Below are 17,400 nucleotides of genomic sequence, written 5' to 3'. Positions count from 1 at the left end.
CAATTATGCTGGAGATGAATCATATAACAAAGCAGTTTCCTGGCGTTTTAGCCCTTGATGACGTTACGTTAAAGGCTGAACCCGGAAAAGTACTGGCATTGATCGGAATCAACGGTGCAGGAAAGTCGACACTGATGAATATTCTCGGTGGTATTTTAAAACAGGATAAGGGCGATGTTCTGATCGATGGAAAAAGTATCACGATGAATTCGCCGAAGGATGCAGAAAAAAATGGAATTGCATTTATCCATCAGGAGCCGTTGTTTTTTGCGTCAATGAGCGTTGCACAGAACGTCTTTATCGGAAACCTGTTCAAAGGTGCCGTGCCTGTTCTGACTGACAATGCAAAGGTGGAAGAAGAGGCAAAAAAATATCTGGAACTCCTCGGGGCAAATGATATCAACCCCCACTCTGCGATGGAAGACATCACCATCGGCGCAAGACAAATGGTGGAGATTGCCCGTGCCCTGGCTATGGGTGCCAATATCATTATTTTTGATGAACCGACTTCTTCCTTAAGCCTGCATGAGAAAAATAAACTCTTTGAGGTGATTAACAGACTGAAGAATGAAGGTAAGATCATCATCTATATTTCGCATTTTCTGGATGAAATCACAGTATTATGCGATGATTACCTGGTGCTTCGCGACGGGGTTAGGAGCGGTACCGGTGTGGTAGAGGGACTTCAGAAAGCGGATTTGGTGACCATGATCATTGGGCAGAAACCGGCTGCGGCTGAGAAGAAAGAAACGGCTCACAGGACCGATGAGGTGATTTTAAAGGTCAATCAGATCATCAGCGGGAATCTGCTGAGAGGGGTAAGCTTTGAATTAAGAAAAGGTGAAATCCTGGGAATCTGGGGACTGATGGGATCCGGTCGTACGGAACTGGTGCGTGCCATGCTTGGACTGGATCGTGCCGATGCAGGAGATGTTTTTTTTAAGGAGGAAGGGGGGGCTTTGACAAAGATCAGGAAAAATACCCTTCTTAAAAAGATTGGCTATGTAACTGAGAGCAGACATTATGACGGCCTGTTTTTAAATATGGATATTACGAACAACTGTACGGCGGCTAAGCTGGACAGCTACTGCTCCAAACGGTTAAAATTTGTTAATGTAAATAAGGAAGCAGAGGAGACCAGGGATCTGATCAGGAAGCTGAATATTAAAGTGCCGGACGAGAAGACCCTTGCGTCTCAGCTCTCCGGAGGAAATCAGCAGAAAGTAGTTTTCGCAAAATGGCTGAACAAGAAAGCGCCGGTGCTGGTCCTGGACGAGCCGACGAGGGGCGTTGATGTCGGTTCCAAAATGGAAATCTACAAAACAATCAAAAAAATAGCGGCAGAGGGGACTTCTGTCCTGCTGATCTCATCGGAGGTCGATGAGATGGTGGATTTATCGGATCGAGTCATTGTTCTTCAGGGTGGAAAGATCGTTGAGAGTGTGGAAGGATCTGATATTAACAATAATAACCTGATGGAATTAGCACTTGGTGGAGGAGATGCACATGAATGAAGCAGCGATTACAGTGAAAAAGAAGTTTGATGTCTCGAATTTCCTGCTTTCCTATGGGTTTTATATTTTATTTGTTGTCATGTTCATAGTCTGTGGAATCATTTCTCCGTACTTTCTGACCAGAGATAATCTGATGCAGATTATGTGGGGGGCAACGACTTTGCTGGTGGTTGCCGCCGGCGGAACGTCTGTCATCGTCACGGGCAATATGGATATGAGTGTCGGATCAGTGGCGCTCTGCAGTTCAGCAATCGCGGTGTATGCGATGAATCACGGCGCCGGATTTGTCCAGATGGTGATTCTGATCTTTGTGGTAGGTGCGGTCATCGGCGCAATCAATGGCATCCTGGTTACCTACTGTAAGCTGAATTCCATGCTGGCGACCCTGGGAATGATGATACTTTTGCGTGGAATCGCGCTGAACATCACAAACGGCGGTGCACAGACCAGCCTTCCGCCGGAGTTTAAGATGATCGCTGATTCCAGGGTTTTTGGTATATCGATTTTGATCCTTGTGTCACTGATCATACTGCTGGTGTTCCAGTGTGTGCTGCGAAAGACCAGATTTGGTGCATACTGTTACGCCATCGGATGCAGCGAGGAGTCGGCAAAGCGCATCGGTCTTCCGTTAAAGAGAGTGAAGATGGCGGTTTATATTCTGTCAGGAATATGTGCCGCCTTTGTGGGATTTGTCGCCTGCTGTAAGGTAGGGACTTACAGCGGAACCATAGGAAACGAGATGGAATTCGACGTCGTCACGGTGTGTGTGATGGGAGGCACCAGTCTTCTGGGAGGACGCGGAAATATTTTCCCGGGGACATTTATCGGAGTTGTGTTACTGTATCTGATCAATAACATTCTGGCTTTGACGGGCGCATCACCTTATATCTATCCGTTTGCGAAAGGTCTGGTGATTTTTGCGGCGATGTATGTGGACGCATTAAAGAATTTCAGGAAGAAAAGGATTTAGACTACATAAGCTGAAAAAAGCGTAAGCGATGAGCTGTCAATTCATCGCTTATGCTTTTTAAGTTAGGTCTTTTACGGAATCTCTTTCTACAAAGACAGGAGAGATCGTACTTTTAACAACCGGAAGGTCCGGATATTCCATTAACCGGAACAGGCGCTGCACCGCTTCGGCCGCCATACCGCGAAAATCCAGAGAGATTGTGGTCAGATTCGGCTTCAGCAGGGTTGAAATGTCCGCATTGTCAAAACCAATGATGGAAAGATCGTCCGGAACAGCGTAGCCAGCCTGCTGCATCCCTGCCATTGCAGAGATGGCCATATAATCATTATCTGCAAAAAAAACAGTGGGAAGGTCCGTGTTTTCCTTCAGATACTTCTGCAGATCTTCCTGCAGAAACTCCGACTGCATTCTTACTTCAGCCAGATAGTTTTTTAAAAAAGGCATTCTAAAGTAATCCAGAATTTCGTAAAAACAGCGCCAGCGGTCTGGCAGGCATCCATAGGGCATGTTGCTTTTGATGTGTCCGATCTTTCGATGTCCTTTTTTATAAAGATAGTCGACTGCCTGGTACAGGCCGATATAGTTATCCACATTGACGCTGTCGATAGGGGATTCCGGAAAATAGCCGTCGAGAAGGACAAAGGGCTTTCGGCACATAGACCGGTTGAAGAGAACCCTTTCGTAGAGCTCGATTCCCAAAAGTATCACGCCGTCGATACCATCTGTGTTTGCCAGTGTATCACCGAGAGAATCACTGGTAACGCTTTTGGTTATGACATTGCAGTCTTGTCTGTTGCAGATTTCTTCAATGGCATTGAGATAGAGTGTCAATACATTGTTGTTTCTGAGAAACAGGTAGCGCTCACTGATATAATATAAAAATAAAATGGTCTGTTGTTTCGGCAGATCAGGACCCTTTTTCAGGTCCTCGGCGGCATCCTCTTTAATGGAGTAACCGTTTTGAATTAAAATCTTTGTGATCTTTTCCCGGAGTTCTTTTCGAACTCCGGGTTTGTTGTTGAGCACATAAGAAACAGCAGTAGGTGATATGTTTAGTTCTGCTGCGATTTCTCTGATTGTCATAATTGCCTCCTCATATGATTTTTTTCACGGAATCCCGTTCGACAAACTTTGTTGTTACGGTGAGCTTAGTTACAGGAAGACCCGGATCCTCAATAAGATTCATAAGATGTCGGATGGCTACCCGTGCCATGGCACCAAAGTCTACTCTCGAGGTGGTAAGGTGCGGTTTTAATAACGTACAAATATCCAGATCGTCGAAACCAACAATCGATATATCCTCCGGAACGGAATATCCTGACCGTGTGATTGCCTGTATGGAGGAAACTGCAAGAAAGTCATTATCGGCAAAAAAAACGGTGGGCAGATCTTCTGCATTTGAAAAAAAATGAGTGACCTCATCCTGAATTAATCCGGACTCTGCGCTTACTTCCAGGATGTCTTTCTTGCTGAGTGTCATGCCAAATCGGGCCAGTGCAGCATAGAGGCTGTTTGTTCTGTCGCGAAGACAGCCGAAGGGCATGCGGCTTTTGATATACCCGATCCGTCTGTGGCCCATGTCACAGATATGCTTCACCAGCTGACAGACACCATAGGTATTGTCAATATTGACGGTGCTGATGGGATCTTCAGGACATAATCCGTCCAATATGACAATGGGCTTCCCACAGGAATAGAATGCGGGAGAAGGTTTGTGATAATATTCTGTCCCGAGCATCAGGATGCCGTCTATCTCCGGCAGATTCTGTCTGTCCAGCATGGAGTCAAGGGTGTGGCAGGTTGCCTGCCTGAAGATAAAACGATGACCGCCCGCCTGGCAGTACTGTTCTATCTGGTGAAGCGTAAGAGGAAGTATATCATTGTTCCTCAGAGATTGATAATTAGCGCTTTGGTAGTAGAGAAATAAAAGATTCCTTGGCTTTGCAGAAACCAGTGTTGGATTATGCTTTATGATATAACCGTTTTTTAGCAAAACAGACTTGATCTCTTCTCTTAATTCGTCGCGCACCCCGTTTTTATTGTTCAGCACATTGGAAACTGTGGAGGGGGATACCCCAAACTGTGCCGCGATTTCTCGAATGGTAATAGGTCGTCACCTCTTATCGTGTTTTTTTTATTATATCGTAGGAAACATGGATAGTCAATCAGATGTTAAGAGTTTAGTAAACAAAAAACAAGCGAAAACATCCGGGTTGTTCGATAATAAAAAGGAAAAGGGAAAAAGTGGGGAATCAAAGAAAAAAGTGTTGACAAAACTAAATGTTCACCCTATAATAAACTTAACATAAGTAATAAGTAAAGAAAATATTAAAATTAACAAAACATCGATGGAAATGGATAACTGGTAATCCGAAAATTAATTGAGACAGGAGGAATAAAGATGAGTTTTTCGTATTTTGATGTACAGAGCATATTTGAAGAGACCGAGAGAGAGCAGAAGGGGGATTTCACCGAGTGCCTGGAGACGTATGAGACGACAGGATTCAGCCACAGATGGATTCAGCCGCCGGTAGCATGTTACTTTGTCACGACGATGGATAAGAAGGGCAATGTAAACTGTACTCCTGTGTCCATGGGAACAGCGTTCCAGTCTGCGCCGCCTAACATGAGATGGTGTTATGCCTTTGCGATGAACAATGACCGTGACGGAAGAAAGAACCTGGATGAAACGGGAGAATGCGTCATCAGCTATTATCCATATGAACTGCTTCGTGAGAGTACCATTGTTGGTTTGCCAATGCCGAAAGGGATCAATGAGATCGACGTGGCAGGGCTGACACCGCTCCCGTCTAAGAAAGTAAAACCGTATGGCATCGCAGAATGCGTATCCAACCTGGAGGCAAAAGTAATCGAAACTGTCCGCGTAGACGGCTCCACCCTGTATGTGTTTGAGGTCGTGGCAGTCAGTGTTAAGACAGACTATATGGAGCGGGACAAAGTCACACCGCATGAGCCGGGTCTTGGAGCGGCTGACCTTCTGTTCGAAGTATCCATCAAAGGGAACCCGCCGCGTCTGAATTATACGCGTATGGATAAACTGGTCTATCCGACACCGGATGATATCGGATGCGATGCGCGCTGGATCGGTACATTTGAGGAATGGATGGATTCTGAGGAAAAGCGTGGGAAGATTGATGCCGAAACCAGGGAAAAGATCCTGAGCTTAAATGATAAATGGAAACGGGATCCGGATCCGGTTTCAAATGCAAAGGTAAAAAAGAAACTAACGAAGCATCTGAAAAAAATCTGCAGTGATACAACAGATCTGAAGAAACAATTAAAAAAAAACAAAACAAAAGTGGTAAGTGAGCAGCAGAAAGATCATGAGGCAATTCGGAATAAAGTGGGATATTATGATTTCACACACAATCTGCTGAAAGTGACAGGCAGTGATGCGGCAGCATTTTTGAATAAAATGTTTGTTGCCGATATATCCGGTGCAGGTGTGGGAACCGCAAAATATACGACAATGCTGAACGAAGGCGGAGAGATCATCGACGATGTGATAGTGTTCCATATCGATGCGAATACATACTGGGTATCAACACTGTACATTGATGAGTTGATCGCATGGTTTGACCGGCACCGCACTTATGAGGCCGTGTCTTACACAGATATCACGGACATTACGTCCATGTGTGCGGTGCAGGGACCAAACTCCAGGGAAGTGATGAATAAGATACTGAAAGATCCGATTGATGAACTGAAACATTTTCACATCGGGGATAATCAGATCGGCGCCATGAAAGTTAAGATTGCCCGCAGCGGATATACGGGGGAACTGGGATATGAGATTTACTGTGCGCCGTCGGATGCAGCCCACATTGAACAGGCACTGGAGAAATATGGACGTGAACATGGCATCAGAAAAATCGATACGGATGTAATCGTGACAAGTATTCCGCGTGAGAAGGGTTATGTTCTGATGAGTGATCTGGCGGGAACAAATCCCCTGGAGGCAGGGTTTGGCTGGACGGTTGACTGGAATAAAGAATTTGTCGGAAAAGAAGCTCTTCGGCAGGCAAAGAAAAAGGGGGTTACACGTTCCCTGGTTGGTTTTCTGGTACCGGAAGTTTCTGCGCATGTTCAGACCGGAGATGACGTGAAAGTCAATGGCAGGAATGTGGGTAAGGTTACGATGTTTACCTATGGATATACGATTGGTCAGAATATAGGATTTGCCCTGATCGATACCGATATGGCTAAAATAGGAGATGCTGCTGTGATCGGTAATTCCAATACGGGAGCAATTCTGACCGAACGCTGCTTCTATGACGTTTCAAATTCCCGGGTCAGAGGATAACACGATTTAAGCTTTTGTAAGCTTTCAAAAGGAGTACAATCAGTGAGGAAGTCTGATTGTACTCCTCCTTCCATTTGCCGGACTTATGATTTGTAAAGTAAAATATACCAAAATTGAGTCGATTGTGTTTACTTGATTAATATGATAGTATAAAGAAAAGATTGGTAAACAGTGCTTTTGCAGTCTGTTTGCGGTCTGTCTCTGCATGATTTGAGAGGTGAGAATATGCAAAAGCTTTTGATCGTTGAAGATGAAAAAAGTATCTTTTTCCTGTTAAACAGTTGTATTTTATATGAGGAACTGGGATTGGAACTGGCAGGTTATGCGGAAAATGGACAGATGGCATACGATATGATTATGGAAAAACGTCCGGATATTGTAATCACAGACATTACGATGCCGATCACAGATGGCCTGGAGCTGATCGAAAAGGTACAAAAGCAGCACGTAAATCCCAGGTTTATCATTGTATCAGGATATGCACAGTTTGAGTTTGCAAAAAAAGCGGTTAAACTGGGTGTGAGAGATTATTTGCTGAAACCGATTAATTCCAACGAATTGAATAAATCTCTGGCACAGCTGACTCAGGAAATTTCTGAGAGTAGAAGTGAGAGAACGCTGCTGCAGAGTGCTGATAACCATAAAGAAAAAGTCCGGACATCATTTATCATGAGCATCTTATACAGGGATGTTGATTTTCATGATGTGACGGTACAACAGATCAATCGGGATTATTTTTACTCTTTTCAGGAGGGTTATTTTTGTTCTGTTGTGGTGAAGGTTGATTATTATTCGGATATTGTCATTGGGATTAAAAATCACATTACAGAGCATCTTATGATGATCATCCGAGACTCATTTTCTGACATTTGTTATGAAATCGGTGTAACAGAACATCAGGAGAACATTTATGTCATATTAAACCTGGAAGAAAGTAAACAGAAAAGGGAAGAGATGACAGCTCTGTGCAAGCGGGTTCTGGTTAGTGGAAAAAAGCTGACAGAAGCTTATGCAGATACCGGTATTACCGTGTGTATTGGAAAAACAGTCTCAGATGTTTCTGCGCTGTGTGACTCGTTTGATGCGGCACTCCACTTACTGGATATGCGAATTGTACGAGGGGTAGACCGGGTGTTGGACATCCATGAGTCTGGTTATAAGGAAAGTATGGAAGAGAGTAAATATGTTTTGCCTGCTTCCCTTCTTCACGGGCTGGTTGAGAAAGTGGAATGTAATGAGCTTAAAGAAATCGAGGTAAAAATATCGACGATTTTTCAGGATGTATTGAATTTTTGCAAACGGGAAGATGTTTCAGTCTGCAAAACACTTCGGGGCGTGCTGCTAAATGTGCTTTCTGTTGTAAAACAAAAAGGTAATTTCCCGAATGAATTTATGGATATCTATCAGGAATTATCATTAGAGATCAATAAATGTTCGAGATCTTGTGATATTATAAGATTTTTACCCGAGAAGATGACTGCAGGCATGTTGAAATTCCGGAGAGAGGAACAGTCAGAGGGTTCTCTTATCATGAAACGGGTTCTGGAGTATATTTCCCGGAATTATGATAAACAGCTGAAGCTTGAGGAGGTCGCAGAACAGGTATTCATCACGCCGGCATATCTGGGAATTATCTTTAAAAAAGAGACCGGGAAAAATTTTACAGCGTATCTTACGGATCTGCGCATGGAAAAAGCGAAAGAACTTCTGCTTGATGTGAGAATCAATATTAATGAAATCACCTATAAGGTAGGGTATCATAACGTGAGGTATTTCAGCAGAACCTTCAAAGAGTATGTTGGAATAACACCGAAAGAATACAGGAAGATTCATGCGAACAGAAAATATTAGAGGGAATAAATGTGAAAAGTTCTAGGACCAGGTTTCCAATAAAATACCTGTTTATGCTGCCTTATCTTTTGCTTCTGGCAGTGGGAATCTATTATCATAACGGTATACTGTTGTCGGGGATTTTTATTATATGCGTCAGCGGATTTTGCATATACAGGCAGCTGTTTAGCAAAGTTGTAATGAAGATAGACGCGATAAAAGAACATTATACGTTAAGTGTCCCGGAAGACATCGATAAAGACTATATCAAATATCTTTGTTTTATTCTTGATATGGTAGATCACACGCTGGATATGGAGTATTCGAATCAGCTGATGAGAAAGCAGGCGGAATTTGACAGTATGAAAAGTCAGATCAATCCTCATTTTCTCTATAATACGCTGGATTCCATACGGGGGTATGCTCTGCAGGAAAAGGCACCAATCGCAGCGGATATGATCGAAATCCTGTCAAGGATCTTCCGTTATACGATCAGCCAGAAAAATGACATTATTATGATAAGAGAAGAACTGGCAATGGCCAGAGATTATCTGGCAATACAAAAATATCGTCTGAGCAATGAGGTTGTTTTGAATGTAACGATTCAAAATGATGAGGAACAGTTACCGGATTACCGCGTTCCCAAACTGATTATACAGCCGTTTATCGAAAATGCTGTGAAGCATGGGATGAAAGATAATGTTCAGGATTTTCATATTGACATCGATGTAAGTGCTGTTGGCGGCAGGATGCTCATTTCCGTTACAGATGATGGATGCGGAATGACTGCGGAACAGTTGGCATCCTTAAATGAAAAGCTGTATTCCAACGAGTATGGGAAGAGCGGTTCGAGTGTGAAATCTCAAAAGGGAAGCGGTATTGCAATCGTCAATGTGAACGCAAGAATCAAACTGCTTTACGGTGAAAAGTTTGGAGTTACAGCGTACAGCACTCAGGGAGTCGGGAGCTGTTTTGAAATTACAATGCCATATGACAGGGAGCATCAGGTATGCACAGTGAGATTTTGAGAATCGAACATTTAAGTAAAAGTAATCATTCGCAAAATGTATTGCGGTCGGTATCCTTTCAGGTCTTGCCTGGAAAAAAGGTGGCGCTTCTTTCTAATCCACTGGAAAAGCAATGTATGATAGACATTCTTTTCAGAGGCGATCATCCGGACACCGGAAAGATCTTTGCAAACGATATGTTATGCGGCAAAAGCATCCCTGAGAATCTTGAGAAAGCTGGAATTTATTACATAGCTTCCAGGATGGATTTAATACCGAACATGACAGTGGCAAGAAATATGTTTCTCAGTCTCCCCAGGCTGATCCCCAATATCTGGATTAAGGACAGGGTATTGATTAAGGAAGTATCCAGACTGTTAATGGAATACCATATGCAGGACATCTCTCCGAAGGCGCGCTTAAAATCGTTATCTTACTGCCAGATACTATGTCTGGAAATCATCATAGCGGTTCAAAGGGGAGCAAAATTAATTGTTTTCGATGATGTGTTTAATCAGATTGGTGAAAATGGTTTCAAAGACATTGAGAAAATGATTGAGTTTTTAAATGAAAAGAATATCAGCGTATTGCTTTTTTCTAATCGATATCATACCTTATTTGCTTCTTTTGACTCTCTGGTCATTCTGCAAAATGGGGTGACAACCGGAGTCCTGAAACGGGATAACATTACATTTCATAACTTTGTGCGGTATTATTCTCCGACAGTGACACAAAAAACAACGGGTAAGACTTTGAGAAAGTCCGTTTTGTCTATTAAAAACAGAGATTTAGAATTCTCAATGGACAGAGGAGATATCTTAGGCGTGTGGAGCATGGACGGGGATTATCTGATGCAGGTTGGAAAACAAAAATGGGAACTGTTGTCCGGGAAAAATGAAAATGGAATCGATATTGCGGTCTCAATGAATGGTTACAGGCCGGATAAAATCTATAAGGATATGAGCCTGGTCGATAATATCACATACCTGGCGAATGATAAAGTCAGCAATCCTCTGGGGTTTATGAATAAAAGACTGCAGCATCATATGGCACATTATGCTTTGGAATTAATTCATTCGGAATATCTGATGGACCGGTATAAAAACAGACAGAATTTAAAAGGGATTACCCTGATCGATCAGTTAAAGGTGATCACTGCGAAATGGCTGTGTGTCACTCCGCAGGTCTTCATTTATATCAACCCTTTTATCATATTGGATGAGTCAACGATCCTGGAGTTCCGGGAGATTCTGGAGGATCTGTCAGGATTAAAAATTTCGGTTATCATCATGTCAGTCAACCATGCATGGCTGGAACTGACATGTGATATGGTGGTTTCCGTTGGGAAGAAATAAGATTACAATTTTAGATAGACAAACCGGCATTAAAAAAAATCCTCATTAATTCGATAAACCTCTTTGTAACCGCTTTATTCTTCACAGCCTGGCTGTAAATGCCATAGGAAGAGACCGCGCCGCCTTTTAACGGAAGGTAGGTCAGTTCTGGGTCTCTCAGCGGCAAAATATCAGGCAGCAGTGTAAAACCGATTCCCGCCTTGAGAAAAACAAGTGCACTTTCCAGCCGTTCACAAAAATAGACATCAGATGCCGGACGGGTTCCTGGAATGGTACTCTGAAGATCTGTGACCGCACGTGGATTCTGCCGGAGGTCACATACGACCGCGGGTCCTTCTTTCAGATCGTCGGCGGTGACATATGTTCTGGATGCAAGCGAATGTTCAGGTGACATAACACAGACAGCAGGTGTCCTGGTGAGCTCCGTATAAGTTCCCAGTTTACGCCTGCTGTCTTTTTCTTTATAACACAACAGCACATCGATGGTATGGTCCTCCAGATGATTTTGAAGTACCGGCAGAGGTGCCGATTTGATAATGGGATGCATAGCTGGAAACTCGTTGTGCAGAGTATGGATGATGGATGGTAACATCATCAGTTCCTGGGGGGAGGGGCATCCGACAGCAAATGGAAAACTGTCACTTTCTGAATTGATCGTAAGACGAACCCTGGCTGAGGTCATGAGGTTTAAAATATTTCTGGCGTCGCCGATGAAGTTCCAGCCTGCAGAGGTAAGCTCTACCGTTCTGGTAGTCCGGTTAAAGAGCCTGATATTCAGCTCTGTTTCCAGGGAATTGATCTGATGTGTGACTGCGGGCTGTGTGATATGCAGCTTCTCTGCAGCTCTTGCAAAGCTGAGGCTGTCAGCCACAGCTAAAAAACTTTCCAATTGTACGGTATTCATAAGAATAATCTCCTCTTTTAAAAATCAATATAAAAACTGCAACAATATTAATAAAATATATTTATTAATAATAACATTTTTGAATTTCACTTACAACCTGAAACAGAATAAAATGATTAAAGTAATACTTGGGTATCGGGGGTCAGAATACCTTTTGACCCCAATATCATAATCATAAAAAACACGGAGGAAATTATGGTAAAAACATTATTAGGACAGGTGAGGCAATATAAAAAAGATTCTCTGCTGTCCCCGCTTTTCGCTGCGCTGGAAGTTGTGATGGAGGTGTTGATTCCATTTATCACTGCAATTATCATCGATCGCGGAATAGAAGCAGGGAACATTAAAAATGTGTACAGTTATGGCGGACTGATGTTGATTCTCGCGATGTTCAGCCTGCTGTTCGGAGTGCTGGCGGGAAAATACGCAGCAAGTGCATCATCCGGATTTGCCTGTAATCTGCGGGATGGAATGTATGAGAACATACAGACGTTTTCATTTTCAAATATTGACCGTTACAGTACCGCAGGTCTTGTGACGAGAATGACAACGGATGTCACAAATGTACAGAATGCATATCAGATGATTCTGAGGATCGCAGTGCGTTCGCCTGTGATGCTGGTCAGCAGCCTGGTGATGTGCATGATTATTAATGTGAAGCTGAGCATGATATTTGTTGTAGCAATTGTTGTCCTTGCAGCAGTTCTTGTGCTGATCATGCTCAGGACCATGAAGCTGTTTGATGAAGTGTTTAAAAAATATGACGCTTTAAATATCAGCGTACAGGAAAATGTATCTGCGATCCGGGTAGTTAAGGCATATGTGAGAGAATCGTATGAAAATGAAAAATTTGAGAAAGCGGCTCAGAATCTATACAAACTGTTTGTGAAAGCGGAGGGAATCCTGGCATTCAATAACCCTGTCATGATGCTGGTTGTCTACGGCTGTATTATCGGACTGTCCTGGTTCGGGGCAAAGTACATCGTGATTGGTGGGCTGACTACGGGTGAACTCACCTCCATGTTCAGCTATATAATGTCGATTCTGATGTCGCTGATGATGCTGTCGATGGTATTCGTGATGATCACAATGAGTCTGGCAAGCGGCCGGCGTATCTCTGAAGTTCTGAACGAAAAACCCGATATCGTAAACCCTCTGAATCCGGTAAATGAGATCACGGACGGAAGCATCGATTTTAACCACGTGAACTTTTCATACCGGGAAGACAGCGAGGAGGCGGCGCTGTCAGATATAGACCTCCATATAAGGTCCGGCGAGACGATCGGAATTATCGGCGGTACCGGCTGTGGAAAATCCAGCCTGGTAAATCTGATCAGCCGTCTCTATGACGTGTCGGACGGCTCCGTCTGTGTAGGCGGAAAGGATGTGAGAGAATATGATCTGGAAACACTGCGTGATCAGGTGGCTGTGGTCCTGCAGAAGAATGTTTTATTTTCCGGTACAATTCTGGAAAATCTGCGCTGGGGTAATGAAAACGCAACGGAGGAGGAATGTACCGAGGTATGCAGACAGGCATGCGCAGACGAATTTATTCAGCGTTTTCCTGATAAGTACCATACCTGTATTGAGCAGGGAGGATCAAACGTCTCCGGGGGACAGAAACAGAGGCTGTGCATTGCAAGAGCGCTGCTGAAGAAGCCAAAGGTCCTGATCCTTGATGACTCTACAAGTGCAGTTGATACTGCCACAGATGCGAAAATCCGGGACGCATTTACACGGAAGATCCCGGGGGTGACGAAGCTGATCATTGCCCAGCGTATTTTAAGCGTGCAGGATGCGGACCGGATCCTTGTGCTGGATGACGGAAGAATCAGCGGCATAGATACGCATGAGCAGCTTCTTGCGACCAATGATATTTACCGGGAAATATATGAAACGCAGATTAAGGGAGGCGGCGACTTTGATCAGGCATCAGGGAAGGAGGGTGAACAGTTATGAAAAGCAGGGATACGATGAAAGCATTAAAAAAGGTGCTTGCCTATATGATAAAAAGTTACAGACTTGCATTTACGGTGGTGGTTCTCTGTATTCTGGGTACCGCACTTGCCACATTAAAGGGTACTTTGTTCATGCAGAAGTTAATTGATGACTATATCGTTCCGATGACTCAGACTGCCGATCCTGATTTCGGTCCGCTTGCAAAAGCACTTCTGTCGCTGGCTGCAATCTACGCAATTGGTATATTATGTGCCTATGCATATAACCGTATCATGGTCAATATTTCACAGGGGACCCTGCGCAACCTGAGAATTGAACTTTTTACGCACATGGAATCCCTGCCTGTCAGATATTTTGACACCCATGCACATGGGGATATCATGTCGGTGTACACAAATGATGTGGACACATTAAGACAACTTATCAGTCAGAGTATTCCTCAGGTACTGAACTCGGCGGTAACTCTCTGCAGCACGCTGATCAGTATGATCGTCTTGAATGTTCCTCTCACGGTTATAACGCTTATGATTGTGGCAGTCATGCTGTTTGCAACCCTGAAATTAAGCAGAAAGTCCGGAGCGTACTTTGGCAGGCAGCAGAAGAATCTGGGACAGGTAAACGGATATATTGAAGAGATGATGGAGGGACAGAAGGTAGTGAAAGTGTTCTGTCATGAGGATCAGGCGCTTCAGAATTTCCGAAAGATCAATGATGAGCTGAGAGAAAGTGCGAATCAGGCGAATAAATTTGCCAATATCCTGATGCCGGTCAATTCTAATCTGGGTCATATCAGTTATGTGCTCTGCGCGGTACTGGGCGCAGTGATCGCACTCACCACACAGATTGGGCTGACGCTGGGCACTCTGGTATCATTTCTTACCTTAAATAAAAACTTCACGATGCCGATCGGACAGATCAGCCAGCAGCTGAACAGTATCGTAATGGGAATGGCAGGGGCAGAGCGTATCTTTGATCTTCTGGATGAAACACCGGAGGTGGATGAAGGTTACGTGGAACTGGTAAACGCAAGAGAAGAAGCGGATGGAACGATATGCGAGACGGATAAGAGAACCGGAATGTGGGCATGGAAACACCCGCACCAGGCTGACGGGACGGTGACTTATGTAAAGCTGGAGGGAGATGTGACCTTTCATGATGTGGATTTTGGATATGATGAAAATAAAATGATCCTCCACAATATAGAACTATATGCGACACCGGGACAAAAAATTGCATTTGTTGGAAGTACCGGGGCAGGAAAGACCACAATAACAAATCTGATCAACCGGTTTTATGATATCCAGGACGGAAAGATACGGTATGACAATATAAACGTCAATAAGATAAAAAAAGCAGACCTGCGCCGCTCCCTGGGCATGGTGCTGCAGGATACCCATTTATTCACCGGCACGGTTATGGATAACATCCGTTACGGGAAGCTGGATGCCACGGACGAAGAGTGTATTGCTGCCTCAAAACTTGCAAATGCCCATGTGTTTATTAAACACCTTCCGCACGGATACCAGACTATGCTGACCGGAGACGGGGGAAACTTAAGCCAGGGGCAGCGTCAGCTGCTCGCAATTGCCAGAGTGGCAGTCGCTGATCCGCCGGTACTGATCCTGGATGAGGCAACATCCTCAATTGATACCCGTACAGAGATTCTGGTTCAGAAGGGGATGGATGAGCTGATGAAGGGAAGAACTACATTTGTGATTGCGCACCGGCTTTCGACTGTAAGAAATTCAGACTGTATCATGGTACTGGAACAGGGGCGCATTATCGAAAGGGGGACTCATGAGCAGCTGATAGAAGAACAGGGGAAATATTACCATCTGTATACCGGCAATTTTGCGGAGCATTCTTAGTTAACGTCTCTTTCTTTTTAAATTATTTAAATGTAATGGTAAGAATATGTTATAGTAATAAAATAAGAATAAAAATAAGATGGAAATACAGGAGACGTATGATAAGAACATATTGGAACCAGATCATGGAAAACCAGGAAGTGAGACAGAACTTAAGCAGACTGAGACAGGAATTAAAAAAAGATGGAAACCGGGCGCGGATGATTCATGTGATAGAAGGAAATGAGGACAGACTGGCGGATTTATTGAACGCAGAGGATGCGAAAACACGCAAAAATGCGGCATTGCTGATGGGGGATCTTGGAAAGCAGGAATTTTTGCAGCCTGTTTATAATGCCTATGAAAAAGAGCAGCAGAGGTTTGCCAGAAGTTCCTATCTGACAGCTATGAGAAATTTTGACTGCAAGGATCATCTGGAGATGCTGAAAGCACGGCTGGAAGTTCTGTCTGCAGAAAAACCTGAAACTGAAAATGAAAAACACATGATGGAAGAAATGCGTGAACTGACTTCACTGATCGTCGGAACAGAAGGCGTTTCTCAGCACTGTTTTACTGGATGGGATGAATCGTATGATGTTATTTTACTGACAAACAGAAACTTTGCTGAAGTTACCAAAACAGAACTGGAAGAACTGGAACCGGGTGCCAGTACCAGGATATTCGGAGCGGGGGTGAGGGCAAAAGTTGAAAATCTGCGCTGGGTCAGGGACCTTCGGACTTACCAGGAACTTTTATTCGTCATCAGGGGTATGGCCAGCTGCAGAATGGATGCGGCAAAGGCGGCAGAGACGATCGTGGCGTCAGATTTCCTGAATTTTTTAAACAGAAGCCACAGTGGAAAAGAACCGTATTATTTCCGTGTGGAGTTCAAGAGCAAACGCCCGCTGGATGAAAAGAGCGCATTTGTGAAGAAGCTGTCCGGTCAGATCGAAAAACTTTCCGGCAGAAAGCTGATCAATACGACATCGAATTACGAGGTGGAACTTCGCCTGATTGAGAACAAAGAGGGGAACTGCAATCTGCTGGTGAAACTGTTTACGTTGAAAGATGATCGGTTTTCTTATCGCCGGGAAGTGATTCCCATGAGTATCAGGCCCGTGAATGCGGCGCTGACTGTGGCACTCGCAAAAGAATACATGAAAAAAGACGCACAGGTTCTGGATCCTTTCTGCGGGGTTGGAACGATGCTGATTGAGCGCCATAAAGCGGTTGCTGCGGGCTCCTCATACGGTCTGGACATTCTGGAAGAAGCGGTTGACAAAGCAAAGATCAATTCAGAAGCGGCGCATCAGGTCATTCATTACATTAACCGGGATTTCTTCCGCTTTACACATGAATATTTATTTGACGAAGTAATTACCAATATGCCGTTTAAGATGGGAAGAACGACGGAAGATGATATCCTGGAACTGTACGGACATTTTTTTCGTTCCGTTAAACAGTATCTGAAAGAGAATGCGACGCTGATCCTCTACTCGCACAATCGCGACCATATCAGGCAAATGGCAGGCAGAAATGGGTTCAAAGTGATGAAAGAGTGTGAGATATCCAAAAAAGAAGGAACTTACGTATGCGTGTTAGGGTCAGTCTAAGGTCTTAGGTCTGACAGATATCAATTGATTCCTTATTCTATCTATGCTACGATATAAGAGTTATGAACATTGCCATA

The 17,400-nt window shown here is 43.9% G+C and carries 12 protein-coding genes; 9 read left to right on the top strand and 3 right to left on the bottom strand.

Going from position 1 to position 17,400, the window contains the following annotated elements:
- The first annotated feature begins 5 nt into the window (after positions 1 to 5).
- Both MCG98_RS03025 and MCG98_RS03020 read left to right on the top strand, forming a co-directional pair.
- The gene (locus MCG98_RS03025; RefSeq protein ID WP_240300377.1) at positions 6 to 1,514 is read left to right on the top strand and encodes a sugar ABC transporter ATP-binding protein; all 1,509 of its coding nucleotides are present in this window, start codon (positions 6 to 8) and stop codon (positions 1,512 to 1,514) included.
- Positions 1,507 to 2,484 (top strand): ABC transporter permease, encoded by a 978-nt coding sequence (locus MCG98_RS03020; protein ID WP_240300376.1) that lies wholly within the window; start codon positions 1,507 to 1,509, stop codon positions 2,482 to 2,484. The genes MCG98_RS03025 and MCG98_RS03020 overlap by 8 nt, the downstream gene beginning before the upstream one ends.
- Positions 2,485 to 2,541: 57 nt before the next feature.
- Here the strand turns inward: MCG98_RS03020 and MCG98_RS03015 are convergent, their stop codons facing one another.
- On the bottom strand, positions 2,542 to 3,567 hold the full coding sequence (locus tag MCG98_RS03015; RefSeq protein ID WP_240300375.1) for a LacI family DNA-binding transcriptional regulator: 1,026 nt from the start codon (positions 3,565 to 3,567) through the stop codon (positions 2,542 to 2,544).
- Positions 3,568 to 3,577: 10 nt separating this feature from the next.
- Positions 3,578 to 4,576 carry a LacI family DNA-binding transcriptional regulator gene (locus tag MCG98_RS18930; protein ID WP_345891707.1) on the bottom strand — a complete coding sequence of 333 codons (999 nt, stop codon included), beginning with the start codon at positions 4,574 to 4,576 and terminating at the stop codon, positions 3,578 to 3,580.
- A 309-nt stretch (positions 4,577 to 4,885) separates the two neighbouring features.
- Here MCG98_RS18930 and MCG98_RS03005 point away from each other — a divergent pair, with 309 nt between their 5' ends.
- The 4 genes from MCG98_RS03005 to MCG98_RS02990 all read left to right on the top strand — a co-directional run bounded on the left by MCG98_RS03005 (position 4,886) and on the right by MCG98_RS02990 (position 11,000).
- Entirely contained in the window at positions 4,886 to 6,808 is a 1,923-nt protein-coding gene (locus MCG98_RS03005; protein ID WP_240300373.1) for a flavin reductase, read from the top strand.
- A 225-nt stretch (positions 6,809 to 7,033) separates the two neighbouring features.
- Positions 7,034 to 8,659: a response regulator gene (locus tag MCG98_RS03000; RefSeq protein ID WP_240300372.1), complete on the top strand. Its 1,626-nt coding sequence runs from the start codon at positions 7,034 to 7,036 to the stop codon at positions 8,657 to 8,659.
- A gap of 11 nt (positions 8,660 to 8,670) precedes the next feature.
- The gene (locus tag MCG98_RS02995) at positions 8,671 to 9,666 is read left to right on the top strand and encodes a histidine kinase (RefSeq protein WP_240300371.1); all 996 of its coding nucleotides are present in this window, start codon (positions 8,671 to 8,673) and stop codon (positions 9,664 to 9,666) included.
- A gap of 116 nt (positions 9,667 to 9,782) precedes the next feature.
- Entirely contained in the window at positions 9,783 to 11,000 is a 1,218-nt protein-coding gene (locus tag MCG98_RS02990; RefSeq protein ID WP_345891614.1) for a hypothetical protein, read from the top strand.
- Positions 11,001 to 11,010: 10 nt separating this feature from the next.
- Here MCG98_RS02990 and MCG98_RS02985 read toward each other — a convergent pair whose 3' ends face one another.
- Positions 11,011 to 11,904, bottom strand: a complete 894-nt coding sequence (locus MCG98_RS02985) for a LysR family transcriptional regulator (RefSeq protein ID WP_240300369.1) — start codon at positions 11,902 to 11,904, stop codon at positions 11,011 to 11,013.
- Positions 11,905 to 12,099: 195 nt separating this feature from the next.
- Between MCG98_RS02985 and MCG98_RS02980 the strand changes: the two genes are divergently transcribed.
- The 3 genes from MCG98_RS02980 (at position 12,100) to MCG98_RS02970 (ending at position 17,323) form a co-directional block, all read left to right on the top strand.
- Positions 12,100 to 13,863 (top strand): ABC transporter ATP-binding protein, encoded by a 1,764-nt coding sequence (locus MCG98_RS02980; protein WP_240300368.1) that lies wholly within the window; start codon positions 12,100 to 12,102, stop codon positions 13,861 to 13,863.
- On the top strand, positions 13,860 to 15,731 hold the full coding sequence (locus tag MCG98_RS02975; RefSeq protein ID WP_240300367.1) for an ABC transporter ATP-binding protein: 1,872 nt from the start codon (positions 13,860 to 13,862) through the stop codon (positions 15,729 to 15,731). The genes MCG98_RS02980 and MCG98_RS02975 overlap by 4 nt, the downstream gene beginning before the upstream one ends.
- 98 nt (positions 15,732 to 15,829) lie before the next feature.
- Positions 15,830 to 17,323, top strand: a complete 1,494-nt coding sequence (locus MCG98_RS02970) for a methyltransferase (protein ID WP_240300366.1) — start codon at positions 15,830 to 15,832, stop codon at positions 17,321 to 17,323.
- Positions 17,324 to 17,400 lie beyond the last annotated feature (77 nt).

Source organism: Ruminococcus sp. OA3, assembly GCF_022440845.1.
GTDB lineage: Bacteria > Bacillota > Clostridia > Lachnospirales > Lachnospiraceae > Ruminococcus_G.
This window is presented reverse-complemented; position numbering and strand designations above follow the sequence as displayed.